Annotated in this window: 23 protein-coding genes; 12 read left to right on the plus strand and 11 right to left on the minus strand. The window is 71.4% G+C overall.

The genetic code is table 11. The annotated features are described in order from the left end of the window. A partial coding sequence (locus tag ABD347_RS26750) for a hypothetical protein (protein ID WP_344365969.1) occupies nucleotides 1–1,277 on the minus strand: 1,277 nt, incomplete at its 3' end. 237 nt (nucleotides 1,278–1,514) lie between these two features. Here ABD347_RS26750 and ABD347_RS26755 point away from each other — a divergent pair. From ABD347_RS26755 to rfbD, 3 genes are read left to right on the plus strand one after another with little or no spacing between them, the layout of a single operon-like run. After that, a complete protein-coding gene (locus ABD347_RS26755; RefSeq protein ID WP_344365971.1) occupies nucleotides 1,515–2,585 on the plus strand; it encodes a glucose-1-phosphate thymidylyltransferase in 1,071 nt (356 codons plus the stop codon). Next, nucleotides 2,582–3,571, plus strand: coding sequence for a dTDP-glucose 4,6-dehydratase (gene rfbB, locus ABD347_RS26760; RefSeq protein ID WP_344365974.1), 990 nt, complete (start codon nucleotides 2,582–2,584; stop codon nucleotides 3,569–3,571). The genes ABD347_RS26755 and rfbB overlap by 4 nt, the downstream gene beginning before the upstream one ends. After that, nucleotides 3,568–4,428, plus strand: a complete 861-nt coding sequence (gene rfbD, locus ABD347_RS26765) for a dTDP-4-dehydrorhamnose reductase (protein ID WP_344365976.1) — start codon at nucleotides 3,568–3,570, stop codon at nucleotides 4,426–4,428. Before rfbB ends, rfbD begins: the two co-directional genes overlap by 4 nt. A gap of 96 nt (nucleotides 4,429–4,524) precedes the next feature. Here rfbD and ABD347_RS26770 read toward each other — a convergent pair whose 3' ends face one another. The 3 genes from ABD347_RS26770 to ABD347_RS26780 are packed head-to-tail and all read right to left on the minus strand — an operon-like array spanning nucleotide 4,525 to nucleotide 6,051. Next, complete coding sequence (locus ABD347_RS26770) at nucleotides 4,525–4,740, minus strand: hypothetical protein (RefSeq protein WP_344365978.1); 216 nt, start codon at nucleotides 4,738–4,740, stop codon at nucleotides 4,525–4,527. A 4-nt stretch (nucleotides 4,741–4,744) separates the two neighbouring features. Then, nucleotides 4,745–5,482 carry a hypothetical protein gene (locus ABD347_RS26775; RefSeq protein ID WP_344365981.1) on the minus strand — a complete coding sequence of 246 codons (738 nt, stop codon included), beginning with the start codon at nucleotides 5,480–5,482 and terminating at the stop codon, nucleotides 4,745–4,747. 23 nt (nucleotides 5,483–5,505) lie between these two features. Next, entirely contained in the window at nucleotides 5,506–6,051 is a 546-nt protein-coding gene (locus ABD347_RS26780) for a hypothetical protein (protein ID WP_344365982.1), read from the minus strand. 142 nt (nucleotides 6,052–6,193) lie between these two features. Here ABD347_RS26780 and ABD347_RS26785 point away from each other — a divergent pair, with 142 nt between their 5' ends. Beyond that, nucleotides 6,194–6,604, plus strand: a complete 411-nt coding sequence (locus ABD347_RS26785; RefSeq protein ID WP_344365984.1) for an ATP-binding protein — start codon at nucleotides 6,194–6,196, stop codon at nucleotides 6,602–6,604. A 58-nt stretch (nucleotides 6,605–6,662) separates the two neighbouring features. Here the strand turns inward: ABD347_RS26785 and ABD347_RS26790 are convergent, their stop codons facing one another. Further along, nucleotides 6,663–6,836, minus strand: coding sequence for a CsbD family protein (locus ABD347_RS26790; protein WP_344365986.1), 174 nt, complete (start codon nucleotides 6,834–6,836; stop codon nucleotides 6,663–6,665). Nucleotides 6,837–6,983: 147 nt separating this feature from the next. On the opposite strand from ABD347_RS26790, the gene ABD347_RS26795 reads away from it, so the two are divergent. Then, nucleotides 6,984–7,154 carry a hydrophobic protein gene (locus ABD347_RS26795; RefSeq protein ID WP_344365989.1) on the plus strand — a complete coding sequence of 57 codons (171 nt, stop codon included), beginning with the start codon at nucleotides 6,984–6,986 and terminating at the stop codon, nucleotides 7,152–7,154. A 165-nt stretch (nucleotides 7,155–7,319) separates the two neighbouring features. Here the strand turns inward: ABD347_RS26795 and ABD347_RS26800 are convergent, their stop codons facing one another. Together ABD347_RS26800 and ABD347_RS26805 are read right to left on the minus strand one after the other, a co-directional pair. Beyond that, nucleotides 7,320–7,964, minus strand: coding sequence for a dTDP-4-dehydrorhamnose 3,5-epimerase family protein (locus tag ABD347_RS26800; protein WP_344365991.1), 645 nt, complete (start codon nucleotides 7,962–7,964; stop codon nucleotides 7,320–7,322). A gap of 269 nt (nucleotides 7,965–8,233) precedes the next feature. Beyond that, nucleotides 8,234–8,833 (minus strand): TetR/AcrR family transcriptional regulator, encoded by a 600-nt coding sequence (locus ABD347_RS26805; RefSeq protein ID WP_344365993.1) that lies wholly within the window; start codon nucleotides 8,831–8,833, stop codon nucleotides 8,234–8,236. A 148-nt stretch (nucleotides 8,834–8,981) separates the two neighbouring features. Here ABD347_RS26805 and ABD347_RS26810 point away from each other — a divergent pair, with 148 nt between their 5' ends. Genes ABD347_RS26810 through ABD347_RS26820 form a run of 3 tightly spaced genes read left to right on the plus strand, consistent with a single transcriptional unit; the run spans nucleotide 8,982 to nucleotide 11,924 of the window. Further along, the gene (locus ABD347_RS26810) at nucleotides 8,982–9,893 is read left to right on the plus strand and encodes an ABC transporter permease (protein ID WP_344365995.1); all 912 of its coding nucleotides are present in this window, start codon (nucleotides 8,982–8,984) and stop codon (nucleotides 9,891–9,893) included. Next, nucleotides 9,886–10,674, plus strand: a complete 789-nt coding sequence (locus ABD347_RS26815; RefSeq protein WP_344365996.1) for an ABC transporter ATP-binding protein — start codon at nucleotides 9,886–9,888, stop codon at nucleotides 10,672–10,674. Before ABD347_RS26810 ends, ABD347_RS26815 begins: the two co-directional genes overlap by 8 nt. Nucleotides 10,675–10,700: 26 nt before the next feature. After that, nucleotides 10,701–11,924, plus strand: coding sequence for a glycosyltransferase 87 family protein (locus ABD347_RS26820; protein WP_344365998.1), 1,224 nt, complete (start codon nucleotides 10,701–10,703; stop codon nucleotides 11,922–11,924). A gap of 111 nt (nucleotides 11,925–12,035) precedes the next feature. Here ABD347_RS26820 and ABD347_RS26825 read toward each other — a convergent pair whose 3' ends face one another. After that, nucleotides 12,036–16,982, minus strand: coding sequence for an NAD-glutamate dehydrogenase (locus ABD347_RS26825; protein ID WP_344366000.1), 4,947 nt, complete (start codon nucleotides 16,980–16,982; stop codon nucleotides 12,036–12,038). Nucleotides 16,983–17,367: 385 nt separating this feature from the next. On the opposite strand from ABD347_RS26825, the gene ABD347_RS26830 reads away from it, so the two are divergent. Continuing rightward, nucleotides 17,368–17,934 (plus strand): DJ-1/PfpI family protein, encoded by a 567-nt coding sequence (locus ABD347_RS26830; protein ID WP_344366001.1) that lies wholly within the window; start codon nucleotides 17,368–17,370, stop codon nucleotides 17,932–17,934. 199 nt (nucleotides 17,935–18,133) lie between these two features. Here the strand turns inward: ABD347_RS26830 and ABD347_RS26835 are convergent, their stop codons facing one another. Continuing rightward, on the minus strand, nucleotides 18,134–18,796 hold the full coding sequence (locus ABD347_RS26835; RefSeq protein ID WP_344366003.1) for an HAD family hydrolase: 663 nt from the start codon (nucleotides 18,794–18,796) through the stop codon (nucleotides 18,134–18,136). Nucleotides 18,797–18,854: 58 nt separating this feature from the next. Next, on the minus strand, nucleotides 18,855–19,367 hold the full coding sequence (locus ABD347_RS26840; protein ID WP_344366004.1) for a DUF6912 family protein: 513 nt from the start codon (nucleotides 19,365–19,367) through the stop codon (nucleotides 18,855–18,857). Nucleotides 19,368–19,645: 278 nt separating this feature from the next. On the opposite strand from ABD347_RS26840, the gene ABD347_RS26845 reads away from it, so the two are divergent. After that, entirely contained in the window at nucleotides 19,646–20,122 is a 477-nt protein-coding gene (locus ABD347_RS26845; protein WP_344366006.1) for an Rv3235 family protein, read from the plus strand. 75 nt (nucleotides 20,123–20,197) lie between these two features. Here ABD347_RS26845 and secA read toward each other — a convergent pair whose 3' ends face one another. After that, nucleotides 20,198–23,020: a preprotein translocase subunit SecA gene (gene secA / locus ABD347_RS26850; protein ID WP_344366008.1), complete on the minus strand. Its 2,823-nt coding sequence runs from the start codon at nucleotides 23,018–23,020 to the stop codon at nucleotides 20,198–20,200. Nucleotides 23,021–23,273: 253 nt separating this feature from the next. Between secA and ABD347_RS26855 the strand changes: the two genes are divergently transcribed. Further along, complete coding sequence (locus ABD347_RS26855; RefSeq protein ID WP_344366010.1) at nucleotides 23,274–23,855, plus strand: GNAT family N-acetyltransferase; 582 nt, start codon at nucleotides 23,274–23,276, stop codon at nucleotides 23,853–23,855. A gap of 48 nt (nucleotides 23,856–23,903) precedes the next feature. Next, nucleotides 23,904–25,100: a winged helix-turn-helix domain-containing protein gene (locus tag ABD347_RS26860; RefSeq protein WP_344366037.1), complete on the plus strand. Its 1,197-nt coding sequence runs from the start codon at nucleotides 23,904–23,906 to the stop codon at nucleotides 25,098–25,100.

The following is a 25,100-nucleotide window of genomic DNA, read 5'->3' on the forward strand; positions in this document are numbered from 1 at the left end:
GGGGCGGACGGCCCGGCGGGCGCGGGGGCCACCGACGCCGGCGCGGCGGGGCCGGCGGGCGCAGCGGCGGGCGCGTGCCGTGCCGGAGGGAGCACCGCCGCCGGGGCGGGCCGGTGCCCGTCCTTCAGCGCCGCCCGGATCGCCGAGGCGACGCAGACGGCGAGGACCGCCCAGCCCAGGGCGCCGAAGGCCATCTCCGTGTCCGTCCAGTGCACCGGGCGCTGTCCGGAGTAGACCGAGGCGGCGACGGATCCGACGACGATCCCGTACGCCATGCCCTGCCACAGGCCGACGACGAACAGCCCGGCCGCCGGCCACGCCAGGTACTGCACGCCCGACGCGGTGCTCAGCAACAGCAGCAGCCCGAGCGTGGTGGCGACGGCGAGCGGCGCGTCGGCCGGGCGCCGCCAGGCCAGCCAGACGCCCACGGCCATGATCGCGGCGACGATCAGGAAGTGGCCGTCGCCGCGCAGCAGCGTGACGTACGGCTCCGGCACACCCGCCCAGCGGGCGAAGCGGACGATGCCCCAGAAGCTGAAGTTGCCGCCCGCGTACTCCAGGACGTTCGCCTTGAGCCCGCCCGGCACGATGGCGACGACCGGTCCCCACACGGTGAGGAACAGCGCGGCGAACCCGGCCGTGAAGCGCAGCAGGACGGTGCGGCCCCCGGAGCGTAGCGCGGTGGCGAAGAGCAGCGGTACGGCGACGACCGGGATGAGCTTGACGCTGATGCACAGCGCCGCCGCGAGCCCGGCCGCCACCGGCCTGCCCCGGTCGACGAGCAGGTAGGCGGCGGCGAACGCGAACATCACGGCGACCGAGTCGGTGTTGCCGTGGTAGCCGGAGGTGGCGACGAGCACCGGGCAGAGGGCCGCGCCGACCGCGCAGAGCACGGCCGTACGCAGCCGGGCCGCCCGCCGCCGCACGATCGCGAAGACCAGCAGCACGGTGACGAAGTCGGCGAGACATGCCGGGAAGCGGATCAGGGGCCGCCAGGGCACCCCCTGTTGCGCGAGCCACTCCATCCCCAGCAGCATCCAGCTGGCCAGCGGCGGGTGGTTGTAGACCGGCAGCCACGGCATCTGCTCGGCGTAGATGCGTACCGGGTCCGTCCGGGCGATGGCCCGTGCGAAGCCCCAGAAGAACCGCACATCGGCGGGTCCCCGCGTGTGCGCCGCGAGTGCCGTCTTGGCCACGAACGCGACCAGCGCGACGGCGACGACGATGATCCGGGCTTTCCGTACATCCCGGGACAGAGACGACATTCCGACGTTCATGGTTGTCGAACGTAGCAATACCCACCACACCTAGCGAAGCACCTATTAACACACTTACGTCGCATAGGACTTCACCACATCGGTGCGCAATGGGCGTTGAGTAGGTGTTTCCGCACCGGCGAAAAATTGCCGAATCACACGTATGGCCCAGAAATCCACGTAATTCGTGGCGCTCAACTCTCGTTCACAACCTGCACCTTGTCCCCGTCAGCCGAGGCAGACAGGCAGGCCAGTGAAGTGAAAGCACTCGTACTCTCCGGAGGCGCCGGCACCCGGCTGCGTCCCATCACGCACACGTCCGCCAAGCAGCTCGTTCCCGTGGCCAACAAGCCGGTGCTCTTCTACGGGCTCGAATCCATCGCCGCCGCCGGAATCCGCGAGGTCGGCATCATCGTCGCCCCCGACACCGCCGAGGAGATCCGAGCGGCCGTCGGTGACGGCTCACGCTTCGGTCTCGCCGTCACGTACATCCCCCAGCACGCCCCGCTGGGCCTCGCCCACGCCGTGTTGATCGCCCGCGAGTTCCTCGGCGACGACGACTTCGTGATGTACCTGGGGGACAACTTCATCGTCGGCGGGATCACCGACCTGGTCGAGGAGTTCCGCGCCACCCGTCCCGCCGCCCGCATCCTGCTGACGAAGGTGCCCGATCCGCGCGCCTTCGGGGTCGCCGAACTCGACGTCGACGGGCGGGTGGCCCGCCTGGAGGAGAAGCCCGAGAACCCCCGCAGCGACCTGGCGCTCGTCGGGGTGTACCTCTTCACGCCCGCCGTGCACGAGGCGGTGCGCCGCATCGAGCCGTCCGCGCGCGGCGAACTGGAGATCACCGACGCCCTCCAGTGGCTCATCGACGAGCACCGCGCGGTGACCTCGACCGTCGTCTCCGGCTACTGGAAGGACACCGGCAACGTGGCGGACATGCTGGAGGTGAACCGGTCCGTCCTGGAGCTCCTCACCCCGCGCAACGAGGGGACCGTCGACGCCGCCACCGAGATCATCGGCCGGGTCCGCATCGGCGACGGCGCGACCGTGCGCGGCTCGCGGATCGTCGGCCCGGTCATCATCGGCGCGGGCACGGTCGTGGAGAACTCCTACATCGGTCCGTCCACGTCCATCGCGGAGGACTGCCGCGTCACGGACAGCGAGATCGAGTACTCCATCGTGCTCAGCGGCTCGTCCCTGCACGGCGTGGGGCGCGTCGAGGCCTCCCTCATCGGACGTAACGTCGAAATCACCCCCGCCCCGCCGATCCCCGCCGCCCACCGCCTGGTGCTCGGCGATCACAGCAAGGTGCAGATCTCGGCATGAACACCGCCCCTCGTGTCCTGGTGACCGGCGGCGCCGGCTTCATCGGCTCGCACTACGTCCGTACGCTGCTGGGGTCCTCGGGCCCCGGCGGTCCGGAGGTCACCGTCCTCGACAAGCTCACCTACGCGGGCAACCCCGCGAACCTCGACCCGGTGCGCGGCCACCCGGGCTTCGCCTTCGTCCACGGCGACGTCTGCGACCCGGTCCTGGTGGACAAGCTGGTCTCCGAGCACGACCAGATCGTCCACTTCGCCGCCGAGTCGCACGTCGACCGCTCGATCGCCGGCGCCGACGCGTTCGTGCGCACCAATGTGCTCGGTACGCAGACGCTGCTGGACGCGGCCGTGCGCAACCGTGTCTCCACGGTCGTGCAGGTCTCCACGGACGAGGTGTACGGCTCGATCGACACGGGCTCGTGGACCGAGGACCAGCCCCTGCGGCCCAACTCGCCGTACGCCGCCACCAAGGCGTCCGCCGACCTGATCGCCCTGTCCTACCACCGCACCCACGGCCTGGACGTGCGCGTGACGCGCTGCTCCAACAACTACGGGCACCACCAGTTCCCCGAGAAGGTCGTTCCGCTGTTCATCACCCGGCTGCTGGACGGTGGCCGGGTGCCGCTGTACGGGGACGGCTCGCACGTCCGGGACTGGCTGCACGTCGACGACCACGTACGGGCCGTCGAACTCGTACGCGCCCGGGGCCGGGCGGGCGAGGTCTACAACATCGGCGGCGATACGGAGCTGTCCAACCGGGAGCTGACGGGCCTGCTGCTGGAGGCGTGCGGCGCCGACTGGTCCAGGGTGGACCACGTCGAGGACCGCAAGGGCCACGACCGGCGCTACTCGGTGGACTGGACGAAGATCCGCGACGAGCTGGGTTACCGGCCGGGCAAGGACTTCGCGACCGGACTGGCGGAGACGGTCGCCTGGTACGGACAGAACCGTTCCTGGTGGGAACCGCTGCTGGACCGGGCGGCGCTGTGACCTGGGTCGTGACGGGCGCCGGCGGGATGCTGGGGCGGGAGGTGCTGGCGCGCCTGGGGGACGAGGCGGTCGAGGCGGTCGGACTGACCCGGCGCGACCTCGACGTCACCGACCGGGGCGCGGTCCTGGCGGCGCTGCGGGGGCTGCGCCCGTCCGTCGTCGTCAACTGCGCCGCGTGGACGGCGGTGGACGACGCCGAGTCCCGCGAGCCGGACGCCCTGGCGGTCAACGGGACGGCGGTGCGGCACCTCGCCGAGGCGTGCGCCCTCGTCGGCTGCGCCCTGGTGCACGTCTCCACCGACTACGTCTTCGACGGCCACGCGCGCGTGCCGTACGCCGAGGGGGCGGTGCCCGGCCCCCGCACGGCGTACGGGCGCACCAAACTGGCGGGCGAGCGGGCGGTCCTGGAGATCCTCCCCGAGCGCGGCTATGTGGTGCGGACGGCGTGGCTGTACGGGGCGGGCGGCGCGAACTTCGTACGGACGATGATCCGGCTGGCGGCGTCCCGGAAGGTGGTCGGCGTGGTCGACGACCAGCTGGGCCAGCCGACCTGGAGCGCCGACGTGGCCGGCCGGCTGGTCCGGCTCGTGGGCGCGCCCCCCGGCGTCTACCACGCCACGAACAGCGGCGAGGGCACCTGGTACGACCTGGCCCGGGAGACCTTCCGCCTCCTGGGCACGGACCCGGCGCGCGTCCGCCCGGTCACGAGCGCGTCCTACCCCCGGCCGGCGCCCAGGCCCGCGTACAGCGTGCTCGGCCACGCCCGCTGGCGCGAGGCGGACCTGCCGCCGCTGCGCGACTGGCGGGAGGCGCTGCCGCGGGCGTTCCCGGCGCTGCGGGCGGCCGCGTCCGGCTGAGGGGCACGGGCGGCGCCCCCGCCACGGGCCGCCGCCCCGCCCCCGCGCGCCGCCCCGCGGGCCGGGCCGGCGCGCCGCCGGATCGCCGGCGGCGCCTCATGACCGCTGCCCGTTCCGGGACAGCCACAGGGCTCCGGCGTTCACACCGGCGAGGAGCAGCCCGGCCGTGGCGACGGCCGACCAGCCCCGGCCCGCCACCAGGTCGTACACGCACAGGGCGGTCAGGAGCAGACTCAGGACCAGTCCGGTCCGGGCGAAGAGCCGGACGGCACGCCTGCTCTCCGCGTCCAACGGTTCCACCGGCCAGGACATGGGCTCAGCGGTTCATCGTGACGGTCGCGGGGTCGACCACCTGGCCGGCGGGCGGCTCCTCGACGTCGACCTTCTCGTTGTAGTCGGTGAAGACCATCTCACTGGGCGTCTTCCCGCCCTCGGACGTCGTCTTGAGGACGTACGGCTCACCCTCCGTCGCCACGTACAGGGTGAGCTTCTCACCGTCCGGCTGCCGTTTGTGGAGCGCGAGCGCCTCCTTGCCGTCGACGGTGGTGGTGGCGCCCCGCTCCATCCCCTGGCGCTCGGACTTGTCGCCGTCCATCGCGGCGAGGGCGGCCTGCTTGTCGCACATGCCCTGCGTACCGGCGGCCTTGCCCGGCTCGCTCTTCACCCACTTGCCCCGGAGCTGCCCGACCGCCTTGTCCGTGCCCGGCTGCCCCTGGAGGGCGCTCTTCCAGAACGTCTCGTTGCCCTTGAGGTACACCGTCTGCCCGGTCTGCCGGACCTCGGCGGTGACGCCCTGCCCAGACATCGTGCCGACGCAGTTGTCCTGCTCGTCGACCCGGAAGTCGACCTCCACGCCGGTTCCTCCCTGCCGGGCCGTGCCCGCGAGCCGGACCGACTCGGCGTCCCGCGTCGCCTCGACGGCCTTCGCCGCTATCCGGTCGGCGCTCTGCCCCTCGAAGGGCCGGTCCGGCCCGCTGTCGCCGCAGCCGGTGAGCCCGGCGACGCCCGCGCACACGAGGGCGGCCGGCACGAGGTTCGACTTCTTCCGCGTCACGACGTTCCTTCCTTCCCGATGCCTCATGCTTCGCCGACGCGTAACACGCCGGCGTTCTTCTCCTGTCGGAGTGCTTCCGCCATGTCCCGCAGCTGCCGGACGCGACGTACGGCGCTGAGGGTGAGCCAGCCCAGGAACACCGCCGAGAAGACCGCGTAGCCGACGGCCACCGGGGCTTCTGCCGTGAGGGCGACCCCCACCATGACCAGCCCGATCAGCACGTACATGCCTGCGGCCGCCCAGCGCCAGTGCCGCGAGGCGTGCAGCCGGTGCGCCACCAGCCGCTCCAGGGCCTCCCGCTCGCCCGTCTCCTCGGGCACCTCACCGCGCCGCAGTCTCTCCTCCAGCGCCACGACCGTCCGGTCGGAGCCACCGGTCACCCGCTTCTCCCGGCACCGGCGTACGTAGATGACGGCCACCCCGCCGAGGGAGATCACGGAGACCCGCAGGAGCACCTGCCACCACGGCCGCCCCGGGCTGATCAGCATGATCAGCGCGCTGGCGGCGACCAATGAGACCAGGGCCGTCGCCCACAGGTGCTCACCGAACCATGCGTTGAGACGCCTCACCCCAACTCCCCCGACCCTGAAGGGTATTGACCTCGACCCGTGTGCCCCCGAAGCGACCGGCCATGACAAGCCGGGGCCGGGGTCGTTGCCTTTCCGGTCCGGGGGTACACGGGGTGGCAGGTCCGGACGCAAAGGAGACACGATGGCCGACTCGTCGATGAGGGCCGTGGGCTGGGCCCGGTGCTTCCCCGTATCGGGCGGCATACGGGCAGGGCGGAATTGGGCCCGCGAGCACCTGGAGTCACTGGAGTGGACGCAGGACGCGCCCGAGACGGTGGACGACGTCCTGCTCACGGTCTCGGAGCTGATCACCAACGCCCATGTCCACGCGCACAGTTCCGCGCAGCTCGTACTGACCTGGGACAGCCGGTGCCTGCACGTCAGCGTCCATGACGACGGCGGTGGGGTGCCGGCTCCGCGCAGCCTCGACTCCACCTCACCGGGCGGCCGCGGTCTCGCCCTCGTCGACGCGCTGTCGGACCACTGGCACACGCACGCCCAGCAGCACGGAAAGACCATCACCGCCTGCTTCACCCCGCCGGGCGCCACCTGAAGCACGGATGCGGCCCGCCCCGGAAGGGGGCGGGCCGCATGCGGGATGAACCGGTGAATCAGTGCCGGAAGGCGTCCTTGGCGCTCTCCTTCGCCTGCCGCAGATCACCCTTGGACTGCTCGGAACGGCCTTCGGCGGCCATGCCCTCGTCGTCCGTGGCGCGCCCGATCGTCTCCTTGACCTTGCCCTTGGCCTTCTCGGTCCGGGCCTGCGCCTTCTCGTCGGCTGCCATCGGAAATCACACTCCCACGCTATCGACTACGGGATTGTCCTGTCGTGTTGCCGGAAAACACGCGGAACAAACCCGGCAAGAAAAATATGATTTCCGTCGTGTGATCTTCTTTATGCCGGGCACAAGCTGGCTCGGAGGTTGATAACCATGGTCCCGCTTCTTCTCGTTCTTCTTCTCGCTCTGATTCTTTTCGGCGCGGGTTTCGCTGCGAAGGTTCTCTGGTGGTTGGCGGCCATTGTGCTGGTCGTCTGGCTGGTCGGCTTCCTGGTCCGCCCGGCCGGTCACGGCGGCGCACGTGGCCGCTGGTACCGCTGGTAGCCCACCCGGGCGCTGACACGCCGTCATAACGGATGCCGGGTACCGCCTCGACCGAGGCGGTACCCGGCATCGACGCGTTCGGGCGCGCCGCGTACGGGACGGCTGCCGGGGCCGTGCCGGAGCACGCGCCAGGACCTACCGGACGCGTGTCGGACGGGTGCCGGGTCAGTGCCGTGTCGCCGGGACGCGGGGCGGCGCGGCGGTGGCCTCCGCCGCGTCGGCGCGCAGCCCCGCGTACCAGCGGGAGCAGGCGTCGTACGACGGCAGCAGGCCCGTCCGTTCAGCCTCGGCGAGGGTGGGAGCGGCCGCGTCCTTCTCGGAGAGCACGGGAGTCAGGCCGGCCGGCCAGTCGATGGCGAGGCCGGGGTCGAGCGGGTGGACGCCGTGCTCGCGGGCGGGGGCGTAACCGCGCGAGCAGAGGTAGACCACGGTCGCGTCGTCGGTGAGCGCCATGAACGCGTGGCCGAGCCCCTCGGCCAGGTGGACCGCCCGGTGCTCGCGGTCGTCCAGCGGCACCGCCTCCCAGGTCCGGTAGGTGGGCGAGCCGGTGCGGAGGTCGACGACCACGTCCAGGACGGCGCCGCGCACGCACGTCACGTACTTGGCCTGGCCCGGCGGCACGTCGGCGAAGTGCACGCCCCGCAGGGTCCCCCGCGCGGAGACCGAGCAGTTCGCCTGGGCGAGCCCGAACCCGTACCCCGCCGCCTCATGGAGTTCCGGTGCCCTGAACCACTCGTGGAAGCTGCCGCGGTCGTCATGGAAGACCCGCGGCTCCATGACCCAGGCACCTTCGATACTCAGCTCGCGCACGGCGACCCACCGTCCTTTCGTGTCGGCAGGCTCAACAGCGACGGACGCCCGGCGTCACCGAAGCCGCGTCCGACCGGGTGACGGCCGCAAGGGCCCCGGGCCCCGAGCCCCCGGCCCGCAGGTTTCCCGACCCGCAAGCCCTGCCGACCCGCAGGCCCTGCCGACCCGCAGGCCTGCGGACCCGGAGACCCTTCACTCCCTCGGCTCTGCCCAGATCCCGGGCCCTCGGCTCCACTCAGGCCCTCGGCTCCACTCGGGCCCGCCGGCCGTCAGGCTTTCAGCGCCGCGACCGCCGACGCCGCCAGGTCGTCGAGGTACCCCTCGGGGAACGGCGTGCGGACCACCACCAGGCGCCAGTAGAGCGGCCCGATGACGAGGTCCAGGGCGCGGTCGGGGTCGGCGCCCTCGGGCAGTTCGCCGCGCGCGACGGCGTCGCGGACGACGAGCGCGGCCACGCCCTGCTGGCCGTCCAGCAGGGCCGCCTTGATCGCGTCGGCGATCTCGGGGTGGCGGGCCGCCTCCACGAGCAGGTCCGGGATGACCTGCGAGGCGACCGGGTGGCGCAGCGCGTGCGCGGCCACCTCCAGCAGGGCGCGGACGTCCCCGTGGAGCGAGCCGGTGGCGGGGGCGGGGAGGCCCTGGGCGGCGAAGGCGGTCAGCAGGTCGAGGACGAGCGACAGCTTGGACTTCCAGCGCCGGTAGACGGCGGTCTTGCCGACGCCCGCCCGCCGGGCGATGCCCTCGATGGACATACGGGCGAAGCCGACCGCCGCCAGCTCCTCGAAGACGGCGGCCCGGATGGCTTCGGTGACGTCCTCCCGGAGTACGGCGGCTCCGGCGGGCTGCCGACGGGGCGGCGGTGTGCTCATGCCCGGATCATAGCGCCACCCCCACGTGACGACGGGACGGTTGCGTTCCGTCGCACTCCCGCCCTACCCTCCCCGTAGCGACGAAACGGTCCCGTTCCATCGCTGCCCGCCCCCACACACCGAGCCCACCGCCGAGGGAGACCGCCTGGTGAGTACGGAGACACTCGCACCCCCGCCGGTGCACCACCACGAGGACGACCTCCGCGCGCTCGCCCTCCGGCACGGGCTCTCCGTCAGCGGGGCACGGCCCTCCCTGCCCGAGTACACCCGCCAACTGTGGTCGAGGCGCCACTTCATCACCGCCTTCGCGACCGCCCGCCTCACCGCCCAGTACAGCCAGGCACGGCTCGGCCAGGTGTGGCAGGTGATGACCCCGCTGCTCAACGCGGCGGTCTACTACCTCATCTTCGGTGTCCTGATGAACACCAGGGCCGGCGTCCCCGACTTCGTCCCGTTCCTCGTCACAGGCGTGTTCATCTGGACCTTCACCTCCAGCTCGATCACCGCGGGGACGCGCGCGATCAGCGGCAACCTCGGTCTCGTACGGGCCCTGCACTTCCCGCGCGCGAGCCTTCCGATCTCGCTCGCGCTCCAGCAGCTCCAGCAGCTGGTGTTCTCGCTGGGCGCGCTGGTGCTCATCCTGTTCTGCTTCCGCGTCACGCCCGGGCGGTCCTGGCTGCTGGCCGTCCCGGCCCTGTTCCTGCAGTTCCTGTTCAACACGGGCGTGACACTGGCGCTGGCGCGGCTCGCGGCCCGTACGCCGGACATCGCGCAGCTGATGCCGTTCCTGCTGCGCACCTGGATGTACGTGTCCGGTGTGATGTGGAGCGTCGAGCACGTCCTGGCGAGCAACCACCTGCCGCACGCGGTGCTGCTGGCGCTGGAGTGCAACCCGGCGGCCGTCTACATCGACCTGACGCGCTACGCGCTCATCGACAGCTTCACCTCCGCCCAGCTGCCGCCGCACGTGTGGGCCGTGGCGACCGGCTGGGCGCTGGTCGCCGCCGTGGGCGGGTTCATCTGGTTCTGGCAGGCAGAGGAGACGTACGGCCGTGGCTGACGCGCAGACCGAACAGCGGGTACCGACCGTCGTCGCCGACGGTGTGCACATCACCTACACCGTCCGGGGCGCCGGCCGGGCGGGCAGGGGCGGCGCGACGGCCGCGCTCGGCCGGATCCTCTCCCGTACGCGCACGGCGCCGGGCACCCGGACGGTGCACGCCGTCAAGGGCGTCAGCTTCGCCGCGTACAAGGGCGAGGCGATCGGGCTGATCGGCTCCAACGGCTCGGGCAAGTCCACCCTCCTCAAGGCCATCGCCGGCCTGCTGCCCACCAGCGAGGGGCGGATCTACACCCACGGCCAGCCGTCCCTCCTGGGGGTGAACGCGGCCCTGATGGGTGACCTGACCGGGGAGCGCAACGTCATCCTCGGCGGCCTCGCGATGGGCATGTCGCGCGAGCGGATCAAGGAGCGCTACCAGGAGATCGTCGACTTCTCGGGCATCAACGAGAAGGGCGACTTCATCTCGCTGCCGATGCGCACGTACTCCTCGGGCATGGGCGCCCGGCTGCGGTTCTCCATCGCCGCCGCCAAGTCCCACGACGTGCTGCTCGTCGACGAGGCGCTGGCCACCGGCGACGCGCGGTTCCAGCGCCGCAGCCAGGAGCGCATCAGCGAGCTGCGCGAGGCGGCCGGGACGGTGTTCCTCGTGAGCCACAGCAACTCCACGATCCGCCGGACGTGCGACCGGGCGATCTGGCTGGAGGCCGGACGGCTGCTGAAGGACGGCCCGGCGGGGGAGGTCGTTGACGCATACGAGGCACACACCAGGAAGAAATAGGGCGTAGCGGGCTAAAGTGCCCAGCGATGACCATCTCCAGGATCAGCGCACGCCGCACGCCCATCTTCACGGACCGGTCCTCCGCTCTGCCGCTGGCCGCCGTGTGGGCCTTCACGCGCGCCGGGATGCTCCTGCTCCTGTGGCGGGACACCCTCGGCATCGGCGGGATCGGCCGCGAGGTCTACCTGCTGTACCGGCACTGGTACCAGCAGCTCTCGCAGGGCACGTTCCCGCCCGACGACGTCACCTGGCAGTACCCGCCCGGCGCCGGACTGGTGTTCCTGGCCCCGGGCCACGTGCCGGAGCTGACGTACTACCAGGCGTTCGTCGCCCTCACGCTGTGCGCCGACGCCGTGGTCGCCTTCGCGCTCGCACGGGCCGGGACCGGCGGGGCCTGGTTGTGGGTGGGCGGTCTGCCGCTGCTCCTGCACCTGCCCCTGGCGCGGTACGACGTCCAGGTCACCGCCGTCGCGGTCCTCGGCCTGCTGGCGCTCCGGGGCGGGCACGCCCGGCTGGGCGGCGCACTGGCCGGGCTGGGCGCCATGATCAAGGTGTGGCCGCTGCTCACCCTGCTCGGCACGCCCCGGGGGCACCTCACGCGCCGGGCGTGGACCTCGGCGCTGGTGGCCGCGGGCGTGCTGTTCACGGTCCTCGCGCTGGGGTTCTCGCACACCCTGGACTTCGCGCGCCAGCAGGGCAGCCGGGGCGTGCAGATCGAGTCGGTCGGCGGCACCGCCCTGTCGCTGGCGCGGCTGGCCGGGTGGTGGCCCGGTGAGGTCCGCTACCGGTACGGGGCCTTCGAGCTGGCAGGCCCGTACGCCTCCAGCGTGGCCCACTTCGCGCTGCTGCTGACCGCGCTGGCCTTCTGCTGGCTGCTGCTGTGGCGGGTGCGGTCCTGGCAGTGGAGTGCGGCGACCCCGGTGGACGCCGCGTTCACCGCGGTGCTGCTGTTCACCGTGACCAGTCGGGTGATCAGCCCCCAGTACATGGTGTGGCTGCTGGGACTCGGCGCCGTCTGCCTGACCTGCCGGGACACCGGCCAGCGGACGGTCGCGCTGCTGATGCTGCCCGCGGCGGCGCTCAGTGCGCTGGCGTACCCCGTCCTGTACGACGACGTCATCACCGTGACGCCGCTCGGGTTCCTGGTGGTGGCCCTGCGCAACGCGCTGCTGGTGGCCGCCGCGCTGCTGTCGTGCCGGCGGCTGTGGGCGGAGACCGTGCCGGGACCGCCGTCGCTCAAGGGGCTGTGACACACGCCTGTGCGCGCGGAAGGGGCGCCCCGCCGGAGACCGGCGGGGCGCCCCCCTTCGCGTTCGGCGTCAGCCGTGCGTCGTCAGCCGCACCTGGTCAGCCGCACGTGGTCAGCTGTGCGTCCGCAGCAGGGTCCGCATCGTCCGCATCGCGACCGACAGGTTCGCCAGGTCGAACGCGTCCGAACCCTGGATCTCCTCCAGCGTCGTACGCGCCCGGCCGAGGATCGCGGCGTTCCTCCGCTCCCAGGCCTCGAACCGCTCCTCGGGCGACGAGGTGCCGTCCCCGGCCGACAGCACGTCGGCGGTGAGCGCAGCGTGCGCGGCGTACAGGTCCTCGCGGATGGAGGCACGGGCCATCGACTGCCAGCGGTCGGCGCGCGGGAGCTCGATGATGCGGTCCATCAGCTGGGTGATGGAGAGCCGGTCCGCCAGGTCGTAGTAGACCTCGGCGACCGCCATCGGGTCCTTGCCCGTCCGGTCCGCGATCGCGACGATGTCGAGCGTGGGGAACGCGGACGAGAAGCCCGCCACCCGCAGCGCCAGCTCCTCCGGGACGTTCGCCGCGGTGAGCTCGGCGACGATCGACTCGTACCACTCCAGGTCGGCACCGCGCAGCATCTGCGGCAGCTTCGCCCAGACCTGCTCCACCCGCTCCGCGAAGAACTCGACGGTCTCGGCGAGCTGGACCGGCTGCGGCCGGTTGCCCAGCAGCCAGCGCGTACCGCGCTCGACCAGGCGCCGCGAGTGCAGCCGGATACGGGTCTGGACCTCGGCCGGGACCCGGTTGTCGAGAGCCTCGACGGCGTCCCACACCTCGCTCAGCCCGAAGATCGCGCGGGCGGCGGTCTGCGCCCGGACGATCTCCTCGATCGACGCGCCGGTCTCCTCCCGCAGCCGGTGCAGGAAGGTGGAGCCACCGGCGTTGACCGTGTCGTTGACCAGCACCGTCGTGATGATCTCGCGGCGCAGCGCGTGGGCGTCGATCTGCTCGGCGAACTCCTCGCGCAGCTTCGTCGGGAAGTAGGCGTGCAGCAGCGCGCGCAGGTACGGGTCGTCCGGCAGGTCCGTGTGGATCAGCTCGTCCGCCACCGTGATCTTGGTGTACGCGAGGAGGACGGCCAGCTCGGGCTGGCTGAGCCCCTTGCCCGTGTTGAGCAGCTCGCGGATCTGGCGGTCGGTGGGCAGGAACTCCAGCGCCCGGTCCAGCCGGCCCTCGCGGCCCAGGCGGCGCATGAAGCGCTGGTGGGCGTGGAGGAGCGACGGTGACTGCTTGACGGCGTTGGCCAGCGCCACGTTCTGCGCGTAGTTGTTGCGCAGCACCAACGAGCCGACCTCGTCGGTCATCTCGGCGAGGATCTTGTTGCGCTGCTTGACCGTCATGTCACCGTCGGCGATCAGACCGTTGAGCAGGATCTTGATGTTCACCTCGTGGTCGGAGGTGTCCACACCCGCGCTGTTGTCGATGGCGTCGGTGTTGACCCTGCCTCCCTCGCCCTCGGGGCCGCCCCGCTGGGCGAACTCGATCCGGCCGAGCTGGGTCAGGCCCAGGTTGCCGCCCTCGCCGACGACCTTCACCCGCAGGTCCTCGCCGTTGACGCGGATGGCGTCGTTGGCCTTGTCGCCGACGTCGCCGTGCGATTCGGTGACGGCCTTGACGTACGTCCCGATGCCGCCGTTCCACAGCAGGTCCACCGGCGCCTTGAGGATGGCCTGCATCAGCTCGGCGGGGGTCAGCTTGGTGACCGTCCCCTCGATGCCGAGGGCCGCGCGCATGTGCGCGTTGACCGGGATCGACTTGGCCGTACGCGGGTGGATGCCGCCGCCCTGGGACAGCAGCGTCTTGTCGTAGTCGGCCCAGGAGCTGCGCGGCAGCTCGAACAGGCGGCGCCGCTCGGCGTACGAGGCGGCCGCGTCCGGGTTCGGGTCGATGAAGATGTGCCGGTGGTCGAAGGCCGCGACCAGCCGGATGTGCTCGCTCAGCAGCATGCCGTTGCCGAACACGTCACCCGACATGTCGCCGACGCCGACGACGGTGAAGTCCTGCGTCTGCGTGTCGTGGCCCAGCTCGCGGAAGTGCCGCTTGACCGACTCCCAGGCGCCGCGGGCGGTGATGCCCATGCCCTTGTGGTCGTAGCCGGCCGAGCCACCGGACGCGAACGCGTCGCCCAGCCAGAAGCCGTACGCGACCGCGACCTCGTTGGCGATGTCGGAGAACGTCGCCGTGCCCTTGTCGGCTGCGACGACGAGGTACGTGTCGTCCTCGTCGTGCCGGACGACGTCGGCCGGCGGGACGACCTCCCCCGCCACCATGTTGTCGGTGATGTCGAGCAGCGCCGAGATGAACGTCCGGTAGCTGGCGATGCCCTCCGCCATCCAGGCGTCGCGGTCGGCGGCCGGGTCGGGGAGCTGCTTGGCGACGAACCCGCCCTTGGCGCCGACCGGCACGATGACGGTGTTCTTCACCATCTGCGCCTTGACCAGGCCGAGGATCTCGGTACGGAAGTCCTCACGCCGGTCGGACCAGCGCAGACCGCCTCGCGCGACCTTGCCGAAGCGCAGGTGGACGCCCTCGACGCGCGGCGAGTACACCCAGATCTCGAACGCCGGGCGCGGCGCCGGCAGGTCCGGGATGGCCTGCGGGTCGAACTTCATCGACACGTAGTCGTGCGGCGTACCGTCCTCCTTCTTCTGGAAGAAGTTGGTGCGCAGCGTGGCCTTGATGACGGTGAGGAAGGACCGCAGGATCCGGTCCTCGTCGAGCGAGGCGACCTGGTCCAGCGCGCCGTCCAGCTCCTCCAGCAACCCGTCGGTCAGCTCGGTGCCCGCCCGCTGCCGCTCCGGCGACATCCGCGCCTCGAAGAGCGAGACCAGCAGGCGGGTGGTGTGGACGTTGTGGCGGAGGGTGTCCTCCATGTAGTCCTGGCTGAAGGTGGAACCGGCCTGGCGCAGGTACTTGGCGTACGCCCGCAGCACCATCGCCTGCCGCCAGCCCAGGCCCGCGCTCAGCACCAGCGCGTTGAACCCGTCGTTCTCGGCCTGGCCGGTCCAGGTCGCGGCGAACGCCGCCTGGAACCGCTCACGGGCGTCGTCGGCGAGGTAGTCGCCGCCGGCGCCGTGCGGCATGCGCATGCCGAAGTCGTAGATCCACGCCTGGGCGCGGTCGGCGCAGCGCAGCTCGTAGGGGCGCTCGTCGACGACCTCGACGCCGAGCCGGTTGAGGACCGGCAGGACGGCGGAGAGGGAGATCTGGGCACCGGTCTTGTAGATCTTGAACCGGCGCTCGCCGGGGCCCGCCCCGACGGGCTCGTACAGCGAGAGCGCGAACTCCTTCTCGCCCCGGACCAGTTCCTCCAGGTGGGCGAGGTCGGCCACGGCGGCGCGCGGAGTGTGGTCGGCCTTGTACCCCTCGGGGAAGGAGTTGCCGTACGTGCGCAGCAGCTCGGCGGCGCGCTCCTCGCCCATCTCGGCGTTGAGCGCCTCGGCGAAGCCGTCCTCCCAGGAGCGGGCGGCCTCGACGAGGCGGGCCTCGATGCGCTCGGAGTCGGCGTCGGTGAGCGGGGTCAGCTCGGTGCCCTGCGGCACGCGGACCACGAAGTGGAGCCGGGAGAGGATCGACTCGGTGTTCCAGGCGGTGAAGTCGACGCTGGTGCCGCCGAGCTCCTCCTTCAGGATGTCGATGATCCGCAGCCGCACGGTGGTGTTGAAGCGGTCCCGCGGCAGGTAGACGAGCGCCGAGTAGTAGCGCCCGTACTCGTCCTGGCGGAGGTAGAGCCGCAGCTTGCGGCGCTCCTGGAGGTACAGCACGCTCGTGGCGATCGACTCGAGCTGGTCGACCGGCGTCTGGAACAGCTCGTCGCGCGGGTAGGTCTCCAGGATCTGGAGCAGGTCGCGGCCGTCGTGGCTGTTGGGCGAGAAGCCGGCCTTCTCCAGGACCTCGGCGACCTTGCGGCGGATCACCGGCACACGGCGTACGGACTCGGTGTAGGCGGCCGACGAGAACAGGCCGAGGAAGCGGCGCTCGCCGACGACGTTGCCGTCCTTGTCGAACTTCTTCACCCCGACGTAGTCGAGGTAGGAGGGCCGGTGCACGGTGGAGCGGCTGTTGGCCTTGGTGAGGATGAGCAGCTTGTGCTCGCGGGCCTTGGCGCGTGCGTCGCGCGGCAGACGGTTGAACGAGGGCGAGACGGGGTGCGCCTCGTCGTCGCTGTGGTGCGGGTCGGAGCGGAGGACGCCCAGGCCGGTGCCGGGTACGGCGGCCAGCGCGTCGTCGCCGGTCAGCTCGTACTCGCGGTAGCCGAGGAAGGTGAAGTGGTCGTTGGCCAGCCAGCGCAGCAGCTCGCGGGCCTCCTCGACCTCGGAGTCGCGCAGGTCGTCGGCGATCGGCTCGCCGGGGAGGTCGTCGGCGATCCGCAGCGCGGCGTCGCGCATCTTCTCCCAGTCCTCGACCGTCTCGCGGACGTCGGACAGGACGCGCAGCAGGTCGGCGGTGATCTGCTTGAGGTCGGCGCGGTCGGTCTCACGGTCGATCTCGACGTGGATCCAGGACTCGACGAGGGCGTCGTGCGAGGCCTTCCCGTCGCCGCCGTCGGGCAGCACCTCGATGAGCTTGCCAGTCACGTCACGGCGGACGACGACCTGCGGGTGGATGACGACGTGGATGCCGCGGCCCTGCCGGGACAGCTCGTTGGTCACCGAGTCCACCAGGAACGGCATGTCGTCGGTGACGACCTCGACGACGGAGTGGCTGCAGGTCCAGCCGTTCTCCTCGACGGTGGGCGTGTGCACGCGGACGCTGGCGGTGCCCTGGGGGCGGCTCTCGGCCAGCCGGAAGTGGGAAAGGGCCGCGCCGAAGACGTCGACCGGGTCGCGGTCGGTGAGGTCCTCGGGGGCGGTGTGCAGGTAGTAGCGCTGGAGGTACTCGAGGACGATGTCCTGGTCCGGACGTTCCGCGTCCTCGGCCCCAGTCTGGAGTTGCCCCCCGACCGGGCTGTTCTCAGCTACCCGGGCGGCCCGCTCGAGCAGCTCGGCCTTGGCTTCGTCCAGCTTGGTCTGCATGTCCTCTGGCTCCTGTCGCGCGCCGTTGCGTGACGTAGGTGAAAGAAGTGACACAACGCCACGACGCGGGGTATCCGGTCTGAGGCGACGTTATGCCGCGATGAGAGATGTCCGGGCCGTTATTGGCCAATTTTGGCGACCTGGCCGGATGGGATGGGTCAGCGATCGTCCGGGCACGGTGGCACTCCGGACGCCGGCCGGGGGCTCCGCTGCCCCCATGGCGTATCGCGCTGATCACGGGTCCTAGGCTATCGCTCCTGCCCCCCGGCCCGTCATGAGCCGTATGTGTACAAAACCCGGCCCTGAAGTTTGACACTCTGGACAGCGACACGTCTCCTGATGGCAAACACCTCGCACCTCCCCCTCCCAGCAGAGGCAGGCAGTGATGACCGTGAAGATCCTTATCGTCACCGGCGACGCGGCGGAATCCCTCGAGGTCCTGTACCCGTACCAGCGGCTGCGCGAGGAGGGGTACGAGGTCCACATCGCCGCCCCCGCCCGTAAGCAGCTGCGCTTCGTCGTCCACGATTTCGAGCCGGGCTTCGACACGTACACCGAGAAGCCCGGATACACCTGGCCCGCGGACCTGGCGTTCTCCGAGGTCGAACCGAGCCAGTACGCCGCCGTGGTGATCCCGGGCGGACGCGCTCCCGAGTACCTCCGCAACGACGCCGAGCTCCGCAAGATCCTGAAGTCCTTCTTCGACGCCGACAAGCCGGTCGCCCAGATCTGCCACGGCCCTCTGCTGACGGCCGCGGTCGGCGGCCTGGACGGCCGCCACGTCACCGCCTACCCGGCCCTGGAGCTCGACATGCAGGCAGCGGGCGCCGCCTTCCAGGACACCGAAACGGTCGTCGACGGCTCCCTGGTCTCGTCCCGGGCCTGGCCCGACCACCCCGCCTGGATGCGCGAGTTCCTCCGGGTCCTGCGCGCCGAGTCCCCCGCCGGCTGACCCGGCCCGCGCCCCGCCCAACCGCCCGTCGGACGCCCCGGCACCGAACCGGACCCGCCCACGACGCCCACCGCACATGGAAAACCCCTCCCCACGGGCACCCCCACACCGCACCGCGCCGCACCAGACCGCCCCGCACCGCGCCACACCGCACGCCAGACCCCACCGGGCGACGAGCCGCACTCCCGCCCGGCGAGGGTTACGCGGCCAGTTCCTCCGCCACGGCCACCGCCTCCCGCAGCGAGTCCACGACCGGCACCCCGACCACTTCCAGGCTGGCCCGGCTGTGCGAGCCACCGGTGTACAGCACCGCCTTCGCCCCCACGTGCGCCGCCGCCACCGCGTCGTCCGCCGCGTCCCCGATCACCACGATCCGCTCCGGCGGCACCCCCTCCAGCGCCACCAGGTGCCGCACCATGTGCTCCGCCTTGCCCGTGGTGGAGGCACCCGTCCGCCCGTCCACCCGCAGGAACCGCCCCTCGATGCCGTGCCGCCGCACGATCGGCACCAGCAGCTCGTGCGGGGCCAGCGACAGCAGCGACTGCGTCAGCCCGTCGGCCTGCCGCGACGCCAGCAGCTCGGCGGCGCCCTCCGCCAGCCCGCACACCTCGGCCCGCAGCCAGTAGTGGCGGTGGAAGGCCTCGTCCATCACGAGCCACTCCGCCTCGGTCGGCAGCCGCCCCATCAATTGCTCGTAGAAGAGCGGTACCGGCACGCGGTACAGCTCCCGGTACCGCGCGAGCGTGATCGGCTCCAGGCCTATCTCCTCGAACGCGGCGTTCGTCGCCCCGATGACCGCGTCGATGTCGTCGAGCAGTGTGCCGTTCCAGTCCCACACCAGGTGTGTGCCGCGCTTCCCCATGCCCAAAAAGGTACCGGCAGGGTCCGACAACGAGCCCCCGTCGTCCACAGCCCGACGATCAGCCGATCAACCCGGGAATCTCCTGCACCCCGAACCACAGCAGTTCGTGGTCCTCCGCCCCGTCCACCACGAACTGCGCGTCGCCGTCCCCGTGATCCGCCGCGCCCAGCGCCTCCGCCGCGGCGGACACGTCGGCCTCGGCGTCGTCCGCGTCCGCGTCCGCGTGCACCGCCGCCGCCTTCGCCAGCGGCACCGCCCGCGCGATCCGCACCTCGCCCACCGACGAGGGCTCCAGGGCACCGTCGGGATCGGCGACCGCCGCCCCGTCGGGTACGTCGACGGCGACGACGACCCGCCGCCGTGCCGCGGACGGATCGGCGGCCAGCATCCGCAGCGACGCGGCCGCCGCCCGGTTGAGCGCCGCGTACTCCAGTTCCTCGATGTCGTCCGACACGTACCACTCGCGCAGACCCGGTGTCACGGCGTACGCGGTCAGCGGGCCGGGGCCCAGCTCGCCCGCCTCGTGCGCCTGTGCGAGACCGGGGAGGGTCAGGGGGACGTAGACGCGCATGGCAGGCCGCTTTCGTAGTCGGGAGACGTCCCCAGAATACGTGCGGAGTCCCCCTTCGGGGCCGGCGGTCGTCGGACCGCCCTGTCCACCCGGCGCCCCGTGTCACCCTGCCCGGCGCCCGGCCCGGGCCGCCACCGTCACCCTGATAGGTGATCCGCCCCTGGATCCGGCACCCGCCCGGGAGCCGATTGCGGGGCGGCTCCCTGCCCCCGTAGAAGATCACCAATGCAAGTTACCGCCCGGTAGACACCGGGCCCTACGGAACGGGGGCGATCATCATGAGCACCACCGCAACCAGGGCGACGTCCGGCCCGGCCCGCCGCCGGGACCAACGCGGCCCCGGCACGGTCCGGCCCGGTTCACCCCGCCCCGCGGCCGGCCCCACCCGCACCACCCCGGCCCGCACCACGACCGCGGCGCCCGCCCGGGGGCCGCTCCCGCCCCACGTCCTCTTCGCCGAGCGACTGCTCGCCGTCCTCAGCGGTGCGCGCCCCGTCCACTGGATGCTCGGCCAGACCGTCGGCGAGGCGTACGACCAGCTGATCCGGCTCGCGCCCACCACTCCCCTGCGCGCCCGAGGCGCGCGCCCCGTCGTCCGCCGCTGCGGCGGCTTCCCGCTGCGCCCGGGCGTGGTCGAGGCGTTCGCGAGCATCGCGGCGGGCGAGCAGGTCCGCGCGATGGCGTTCCGCCTGGAGCAGGGCACCGACGGCAAGTGGCGCTGCGCCGCCGTGGAACTCGGCGGCGAGCGCCACTGACCGACGACGACGGGGCCGGGCACGCGACTCCCGTCACGCGCCCGGCCCCGGCACCACCCTCACTGCCGCGGAGGGTTACTTCTTGCGGCGACGCCCGCCCTTCTGGGCCTTGCGGCGCTCCGCGCGCGTCATTCCGTCCGCCTCGGACCGGGACGAGCCGTCGCCGTTCTCGAAGTCGCCCTCGATGACACCGCCCTCGCCGTCCACGGTCGGTGCGGAGAAGTGCAACCGGTCCGGCCGCTGCGGCGCGTCCAGGCCCTTGGCCCGGATCTCCGGACGCCCGGCACCCGCCTGCGCCGGAACGGCGTCCTCCTTGGTCAGGGACGTCCTGGCGGCACCGTCCCGCACCGGGACCTCCTCGACCTGCTGCTCGACCTGGACCTCCAGGTTGAACAGGTAGCCGACGGACTCCTCCTTGATGCCCTCCATCATGGCGGTGAACATGTCGAAGCCCTCGCGCTGGTACTCGACCAACGGGTCCTTCTGCGCCATGGCGCGCAGGCCGATGCCCTCCTGGAGGTAGTCCATCTCATAGAGGTGCTCACGCCACTTGCGGTCCAGCACGGAGAGCACCACGCGCCGCTCCAGCTCACGCATGATGTCGGAGCCGAGCTGCTCCTCGCGCGCGTTGTACTGCTCGTGGATGTCGTCCTTGACGGACTCCGCGATGAACTCCGCGGTGATGCCGGCCCGGTCGCCGGCCGCCTCCTCGAGCTCCTCGATGGTGACCTTGCACGGGTAGAGCTGCTTGAAGGCACCCCACAGCCGCTCCAGGTCCCACTCCTCGGCGAAGCCCTCGACGGTCTCCGCCTCGATGTAGGCGTCGATCGTGTCGTCCATGAAGTGGCGGATCTGCTCGTGCAGGTCCTCGCCCTCCAGGACGCGGCGGCGCTCGCCGTAGATGACCTCACGCTGCCGGTTGAGCACCTCGTCGTACTTCAGGACGTTCTTGCGCGTCTCGAAGTTCTGCTGCTCGACCTGCGACTGCGCGGACGCGATCGCCCGCGTGACCATCTTGTTCTCGATCGGTACGTCGTCGGGGACGTTGGCCATCGCCATGACGCGCTCGACCATCTGGGCCTTGAACAGCCGCATCAGGTCGTCGCCGAGCGAGAGGTAGAAGCGGGACTCACCGGGGTCGCCCTGACGGCCGGAACGGCCGCGCAGCTGGTTGTCGATACGCCGCGACTCGTGCCGCTCCGTACCCAGGACGTACAGTCCGCCGAGCTCCTTGACCTCCTCGGACTCGGCCTTCACGGCGAGTTCGGCCTTCTCCAGGGCGGCGGGCAGCGCGGCCACCCACTCCTCCTGGTGCTCGACCGGGTCGAGGCCGCGCTGGCGCAGCTCGGCCTCGGCGAGGTCGTCCGGGTTGCCACCGAGCTTGATGTCGGTACCGCGGCCGGCCATGTTGGTGGCGACGGTGACGGCGCCCTTGCGGCCGGCCTGGGCGACGATCGACGCCTCGCGGTCGTGCTGCTTGGCGTTGAGCACCTCGTGCTGGATGCCGCGCTTGGACAGCTGCTGGGACAGGTACTCGGACTTCTCGACCGACGTCGTACCGACGAGGATCGGCTGGCCCTTCTTGTGCTTCTCCTCGATGTCGTCGACGACCGCGGCGAACTTGGCGACCTCGGTGCGGTAGATCAGGTCCGACTGGTCCTTGCGGACCATCGGCCGGTTCGTCGGGATCGGGACGACGCCCAGCTTGTAGATCTGGTGGAACTCGGCGGCCTCGGTCATGGCCGTACCGGTCATGCCGGACAGCTTGTCGTAGAGGCGGAAGAAGTTCTGCAGGGTGATCGTGGCGAGGGTCTGGTTCTCGTCCTTGATGTCCACCCCTTCCTTCGCCTCGATCGCCTGGTGCATGCCCTCGTTGTAGCGGCGGCCGGCGAGGATACGGCCGGTGTGCTCGTCGACGATCATGACTTCGCCGTCGATGACGACGTAGTCCTTGTCGTTCTTGAACAGTTCCTTGGCCTTGATGGCGTTGTTCAGGTACCCGACGAGGGGGGTGTTCACCGACTCGTAGAGGTTGTCGATGCCCAGCCAGTCCTCGACCTTGGCGACGCCGGACTCGTGGATGGCGACGGTGCGCTTCTTCTCGTCGACCTCGTAGTCGCCGGTCTCCTCGATGCCCTTGAGGGGGTTTCCGGGCTCGCCCCTCTTGAGGCGGGTGACCAGCTTGGCGAAGTCGCCGTACCACTTGGTGGCCTGGTCCGCCGGGCCGGAGATGATCAGCGGCGTCCGGGCCTCGTCGACCAGGATGGAGTCGACCTCGTCGACACAGGCGAAGTTGTGGCCGCGCTGGACGAGCTCGTCCTTGGACCACGCCATGTTGTCGCGCAGGTAGTCGAAGCCGAACTCGTTGTTCGTGCCGTACGTGATGTCGCGGTTGTACATGTCGCGGCGCTGCGCCGGCGACATGTTCGCCAGGATGCAGCCGACCGTCAGGCCGAGGAACTGGTGGACCCGGCCCATCATCTCGGAGTCGCGCTCGGCCAGGTAGTCGTTGACCGTGATCAGGTGCACGCCCTTGCCGGACAGCGCGTTCAGGTACGCCGGCAGCGTGCCGACGAGGGTCTTGCCCTCACCGGTCTTCATCTCGGCGACGTAACCGAGGTGCAGCGCGGCGCCACCCATCAGCTGTACGTCGTAGTGGCGCTGGCCGAGCACCCGCTTGGCGGCCTCGCGGACCGTCGCGAACGCTTCGGGCATCAGGTCGTCGAGGCTCTCACCATCGGCGTACCGCTGCTTGTACTCCTCGGTGAGCGCCCGCAACTCGGCGTCGGAGAGGTTGACGAAGTCCTCTTCGATGGAGTTGACCTGGTCCGCGATGCGGTGCAGTTTGCGCAGGATCTTGCCTTCGCCTGCACGCATGAGCTTGTTGAAGACGGACACTGAGGTTGGTCTCCTTGCCGGTCGGGCCTGGCACTAGGTCTTGTCATGGACACTGGCACGGGCACGGCAGGTGGGCCCCACCGCAACGGCCATCGTAAGCGAGGACGCCGCCGGGCCGGGAGGTCCGCGCTCACCTGGACCGACTGCCGCGCCGACATGCCGCCCGCAAGGACAACGCGCGGGGCGTGCCGAAGGTGCCGCTCAACCCGAAAAGTGTTCGCCCCGTCCCTTCCCCTCGTACCAGAATCCCGCCATGGAGCCCGTCGCCCTCACCACCGAACGCCTGCGCCTGGCCGCCTTCACGCCCGCCGGCGCCGGAGAGGTGCTCGCCGCCTGCCAGGATCCCGAGATCCAGCGCTGGATCGCCGTCCCCTCCCCCTACGAGCGGCGGCACGCGGCCGACTTCGCCGGCCGCCGTGTTCCTGACGGCTGGCGCGACGACACCGAGTACACGTTCGCCGTACGCCCCCGGGAAGGCGGCCCGCTCCTGGCCTCCACGAGCCTCCACCACCCGCGCTCGGGCGCCTGGGAGATCGGCTTCTACACCGTGCGGGAGCACCGGGGCCACGGATACGCCACGGAGGCCGTGCTCGCCCTGGCCCGCTGGGCCTTCACCGAGCTCGGCTGCCTCCGCCTGGAGTGGCGCGCCCAGGTCGGCAACCGGGGCTCCCGGGCGGTCGCCGAGAAGGCCGGCTTCACGGTCGAGGGCACCCTGCGCGCGGCCATGGAGCACCGGGGAACGGTTCGCGACTGCTGGATCGGCGCCCTGCTGCCCTGTGACCTCGGTCTGCCTTCCCGGCTGCCCTACCTCCCGGCCCGGCCGGACCCGGCCTGACTGTCAGTGCCGCGGTCTATCGTGCCGAGCATGACGACCGTGCGGACCATGACGCCCCTGCCTCCTGCCACCGCCGACCTCTCCGCCGACGAGGCCCGTCGTATCGCTCTGCGTGCCCAGGGCTTCCTCGGCGCGCCGGACCGCCGCGCGGGGGTGCGTGGTGTCCTGCGCCGGCTCGGCGCCGTCCAGCTGGACACGATCTCGGTGCTCGCCCGCTCCCACGAGCTGGTGCCGTACGCCCGGTTGGGCGCCGTCGGCCGTACGACCGTGGAGGCCGCGTACTGGTCGGCCCGATCCGCCGGCCCGGCGGCGGGGCCCCACGCCTTCGAGTACTGGTCGCACGCGGCGTGCATCCTGCCGATCGAGGAGTGGCCGCACTTCGCCTTCCGCCGCCGCGCCTACCGCTCCCGCCCGCAGTGGGGCCACGAACTGCCGGACGGGGCGTATGACACCGTGCTCGAGCAGCTCCGTGCCGAGGGCCCGCTGACGGCCACGGAACTGGGCGGCGCCAAGAACGGCGGCGAGTGGTGGGACTGGTCCGAGTCGAAGGTCGCCGTCGAGCGGGCGCTGATGCACGGCGAGGTGGTGTGCACCGAGCGGCGCGGCTGGAAGCGGGTGTACGACCTCGCCGAGCGCGCCGTCCCGGATCACCTGCTCCACGACGAGCTGGACGACGCGGAGTGCCTGCGGAGGCTGGTCCGGCTGGCGGGGCAGGCGCTGGGGGTCGGCACGCGTGCGGACATCGCCGACTACCACCGGCTCAAGGGCGAGCAGTTCGACGCCGTGGTCGCCGACTCGGGGCTGGTGCCGGTGCGGGTGGAGGGCTGGGACAAGCCGGCCTGGGCGGATCCGGAGGCCCTGGCGAGCGTGCCGCGCGGCCGCCACCGCACGACGCTGCTGTCGCCGTTCGACTCACTGATCTGGGAGCGCGCGCGGACCGAGCGGATCTTCGGCTTCACACACCGCCTGGAGGCGTACGTCCCCAAGCAGAAGCGGATACACGGCTATTTCGCCATGCCGCTGCTGGCGGGCGGGAAGCTGATGGGGCGGGTGGATCCGGCCCGGGAGGGGAAGACCCTGGTGGCCAGGCAGGTGTCGCTGGCCTCACCGAAGGCCGTCGCCCCCATGGCGCAGGCGCTGCGCGAGGCCGCCGAGTGGGTGGGCTGCGACTCCGTACGGGTCGAGCGCGTCGACCGTCCGGAGCTCGGGCCCGTGCTGTCGTCCGCCCTGGCCCGTCTCACCTGA

This window comes from Streptomyces gobitricini (genome assembly GCF_039532985.1).
Taxonomy (GTDB): domain Bacteria; phylum Actinomycetota; class Actinomycetes; order Streptomycetales; family Streptomycetaceae; genus Streptomyces; species Streptomyces gobitricini.

Coding starts and splice junctions, on each gene's coding strand:
- rfbB (WP_344365974.1), top strand. CDS start 2,582: ATGAACACCGCCCCTCGTGTCCTGGTGACCGGCGGCGCCGGCTTCATC.
- ABD347_RS26770 (WP_344365978.1), bottom strand. CDS start 4,740: ATGTCCTGGCCGGTGGAACCGTTGGACGCGGAGAGCAGGCGTGCCGTC.
- ABD347_RS26785 (WP_344365984.1), top strand. CDS start 6,194: ATGGCCGACTCGTCGATGAGGGCCGTGGGCTGGGCCCGGTGCTTCCCC.
- ABD347_RS26790 (WP_344365986.1), bottom strand. CDS start 6,836: ATGGCAGCCGACGAGAAGGCGCAGGCCCGGACCGAGAAGGCCAAGGGC.
- ABD347_RS26795 (WP_344365989.1), top strand. CDS start 6,984: ATGGTCCCGCTTCTTCTCGTTCTTCTTCTCGCTCTGATTCTTTTCGGC.
- ABD347_RS26805 (WP_344365993.1), bottom strand. CDS start 8,833: ATGAGCACACCGCCGCCCCGTCGGCAGCCCGCCGGAGCCGCCGTACTC.
- ABD347_RS26820 (WP_344365998.1), top strand. CDS start 10,701: ATGACCATCTCCAGGATCAGCGCACGCCGCACGCCCATCTTCACGGAC.
- ABD347_RS26825 (WP_344366000.1), bottom strand. CDS start 16,982: ATGCAGACCAAGCTGGACGAAGCCAAGGCCGAGCTGCTCGAGCGGGCC.
- ABD347_RS26830 (WP_344366001.1), top strand. CDS start 17,368: ATGACCGTGAAGATCCTTATCGTCACCGGCGACGCGGCGGAATCCCTC.
- ABD347_RS26835 (WP_344366003.1), bottom strand. CDS start 18,796: ATGGGGAAGCGCGGCACACACCTGGTGTGGGACTGGAACGGCACACTG.
- ABD347_RS26840 (WP_344366004.1), bottom strand. CDS start 19,367: ATGCGCGTCTACGTCCCCCTGACCCTCCCCGGTCTCGCACAGGCGCAC.
- ABD347_RS26845 (WP_344366006.1), top strand. CDS start 19,646: ATGAGCACCACCGCAACCAGGGCGACGTCCGGCCCGGCCCGCCGCCGG.
- ABD347_RS26855 (WP_344366010.1), top strand. CDS start 23,274: ATGGAGCCCGTCGCCCTCACCACCGAACGCCTGCGCCTGGCCGCCTTC.
- ABD347_RS26860 (WP_344366037.1), top strand. CDS start 23,904: ATGACGCCCCTGCCTCCTGCCACCGCCGACCTCTCCGCCGACGAGGCC.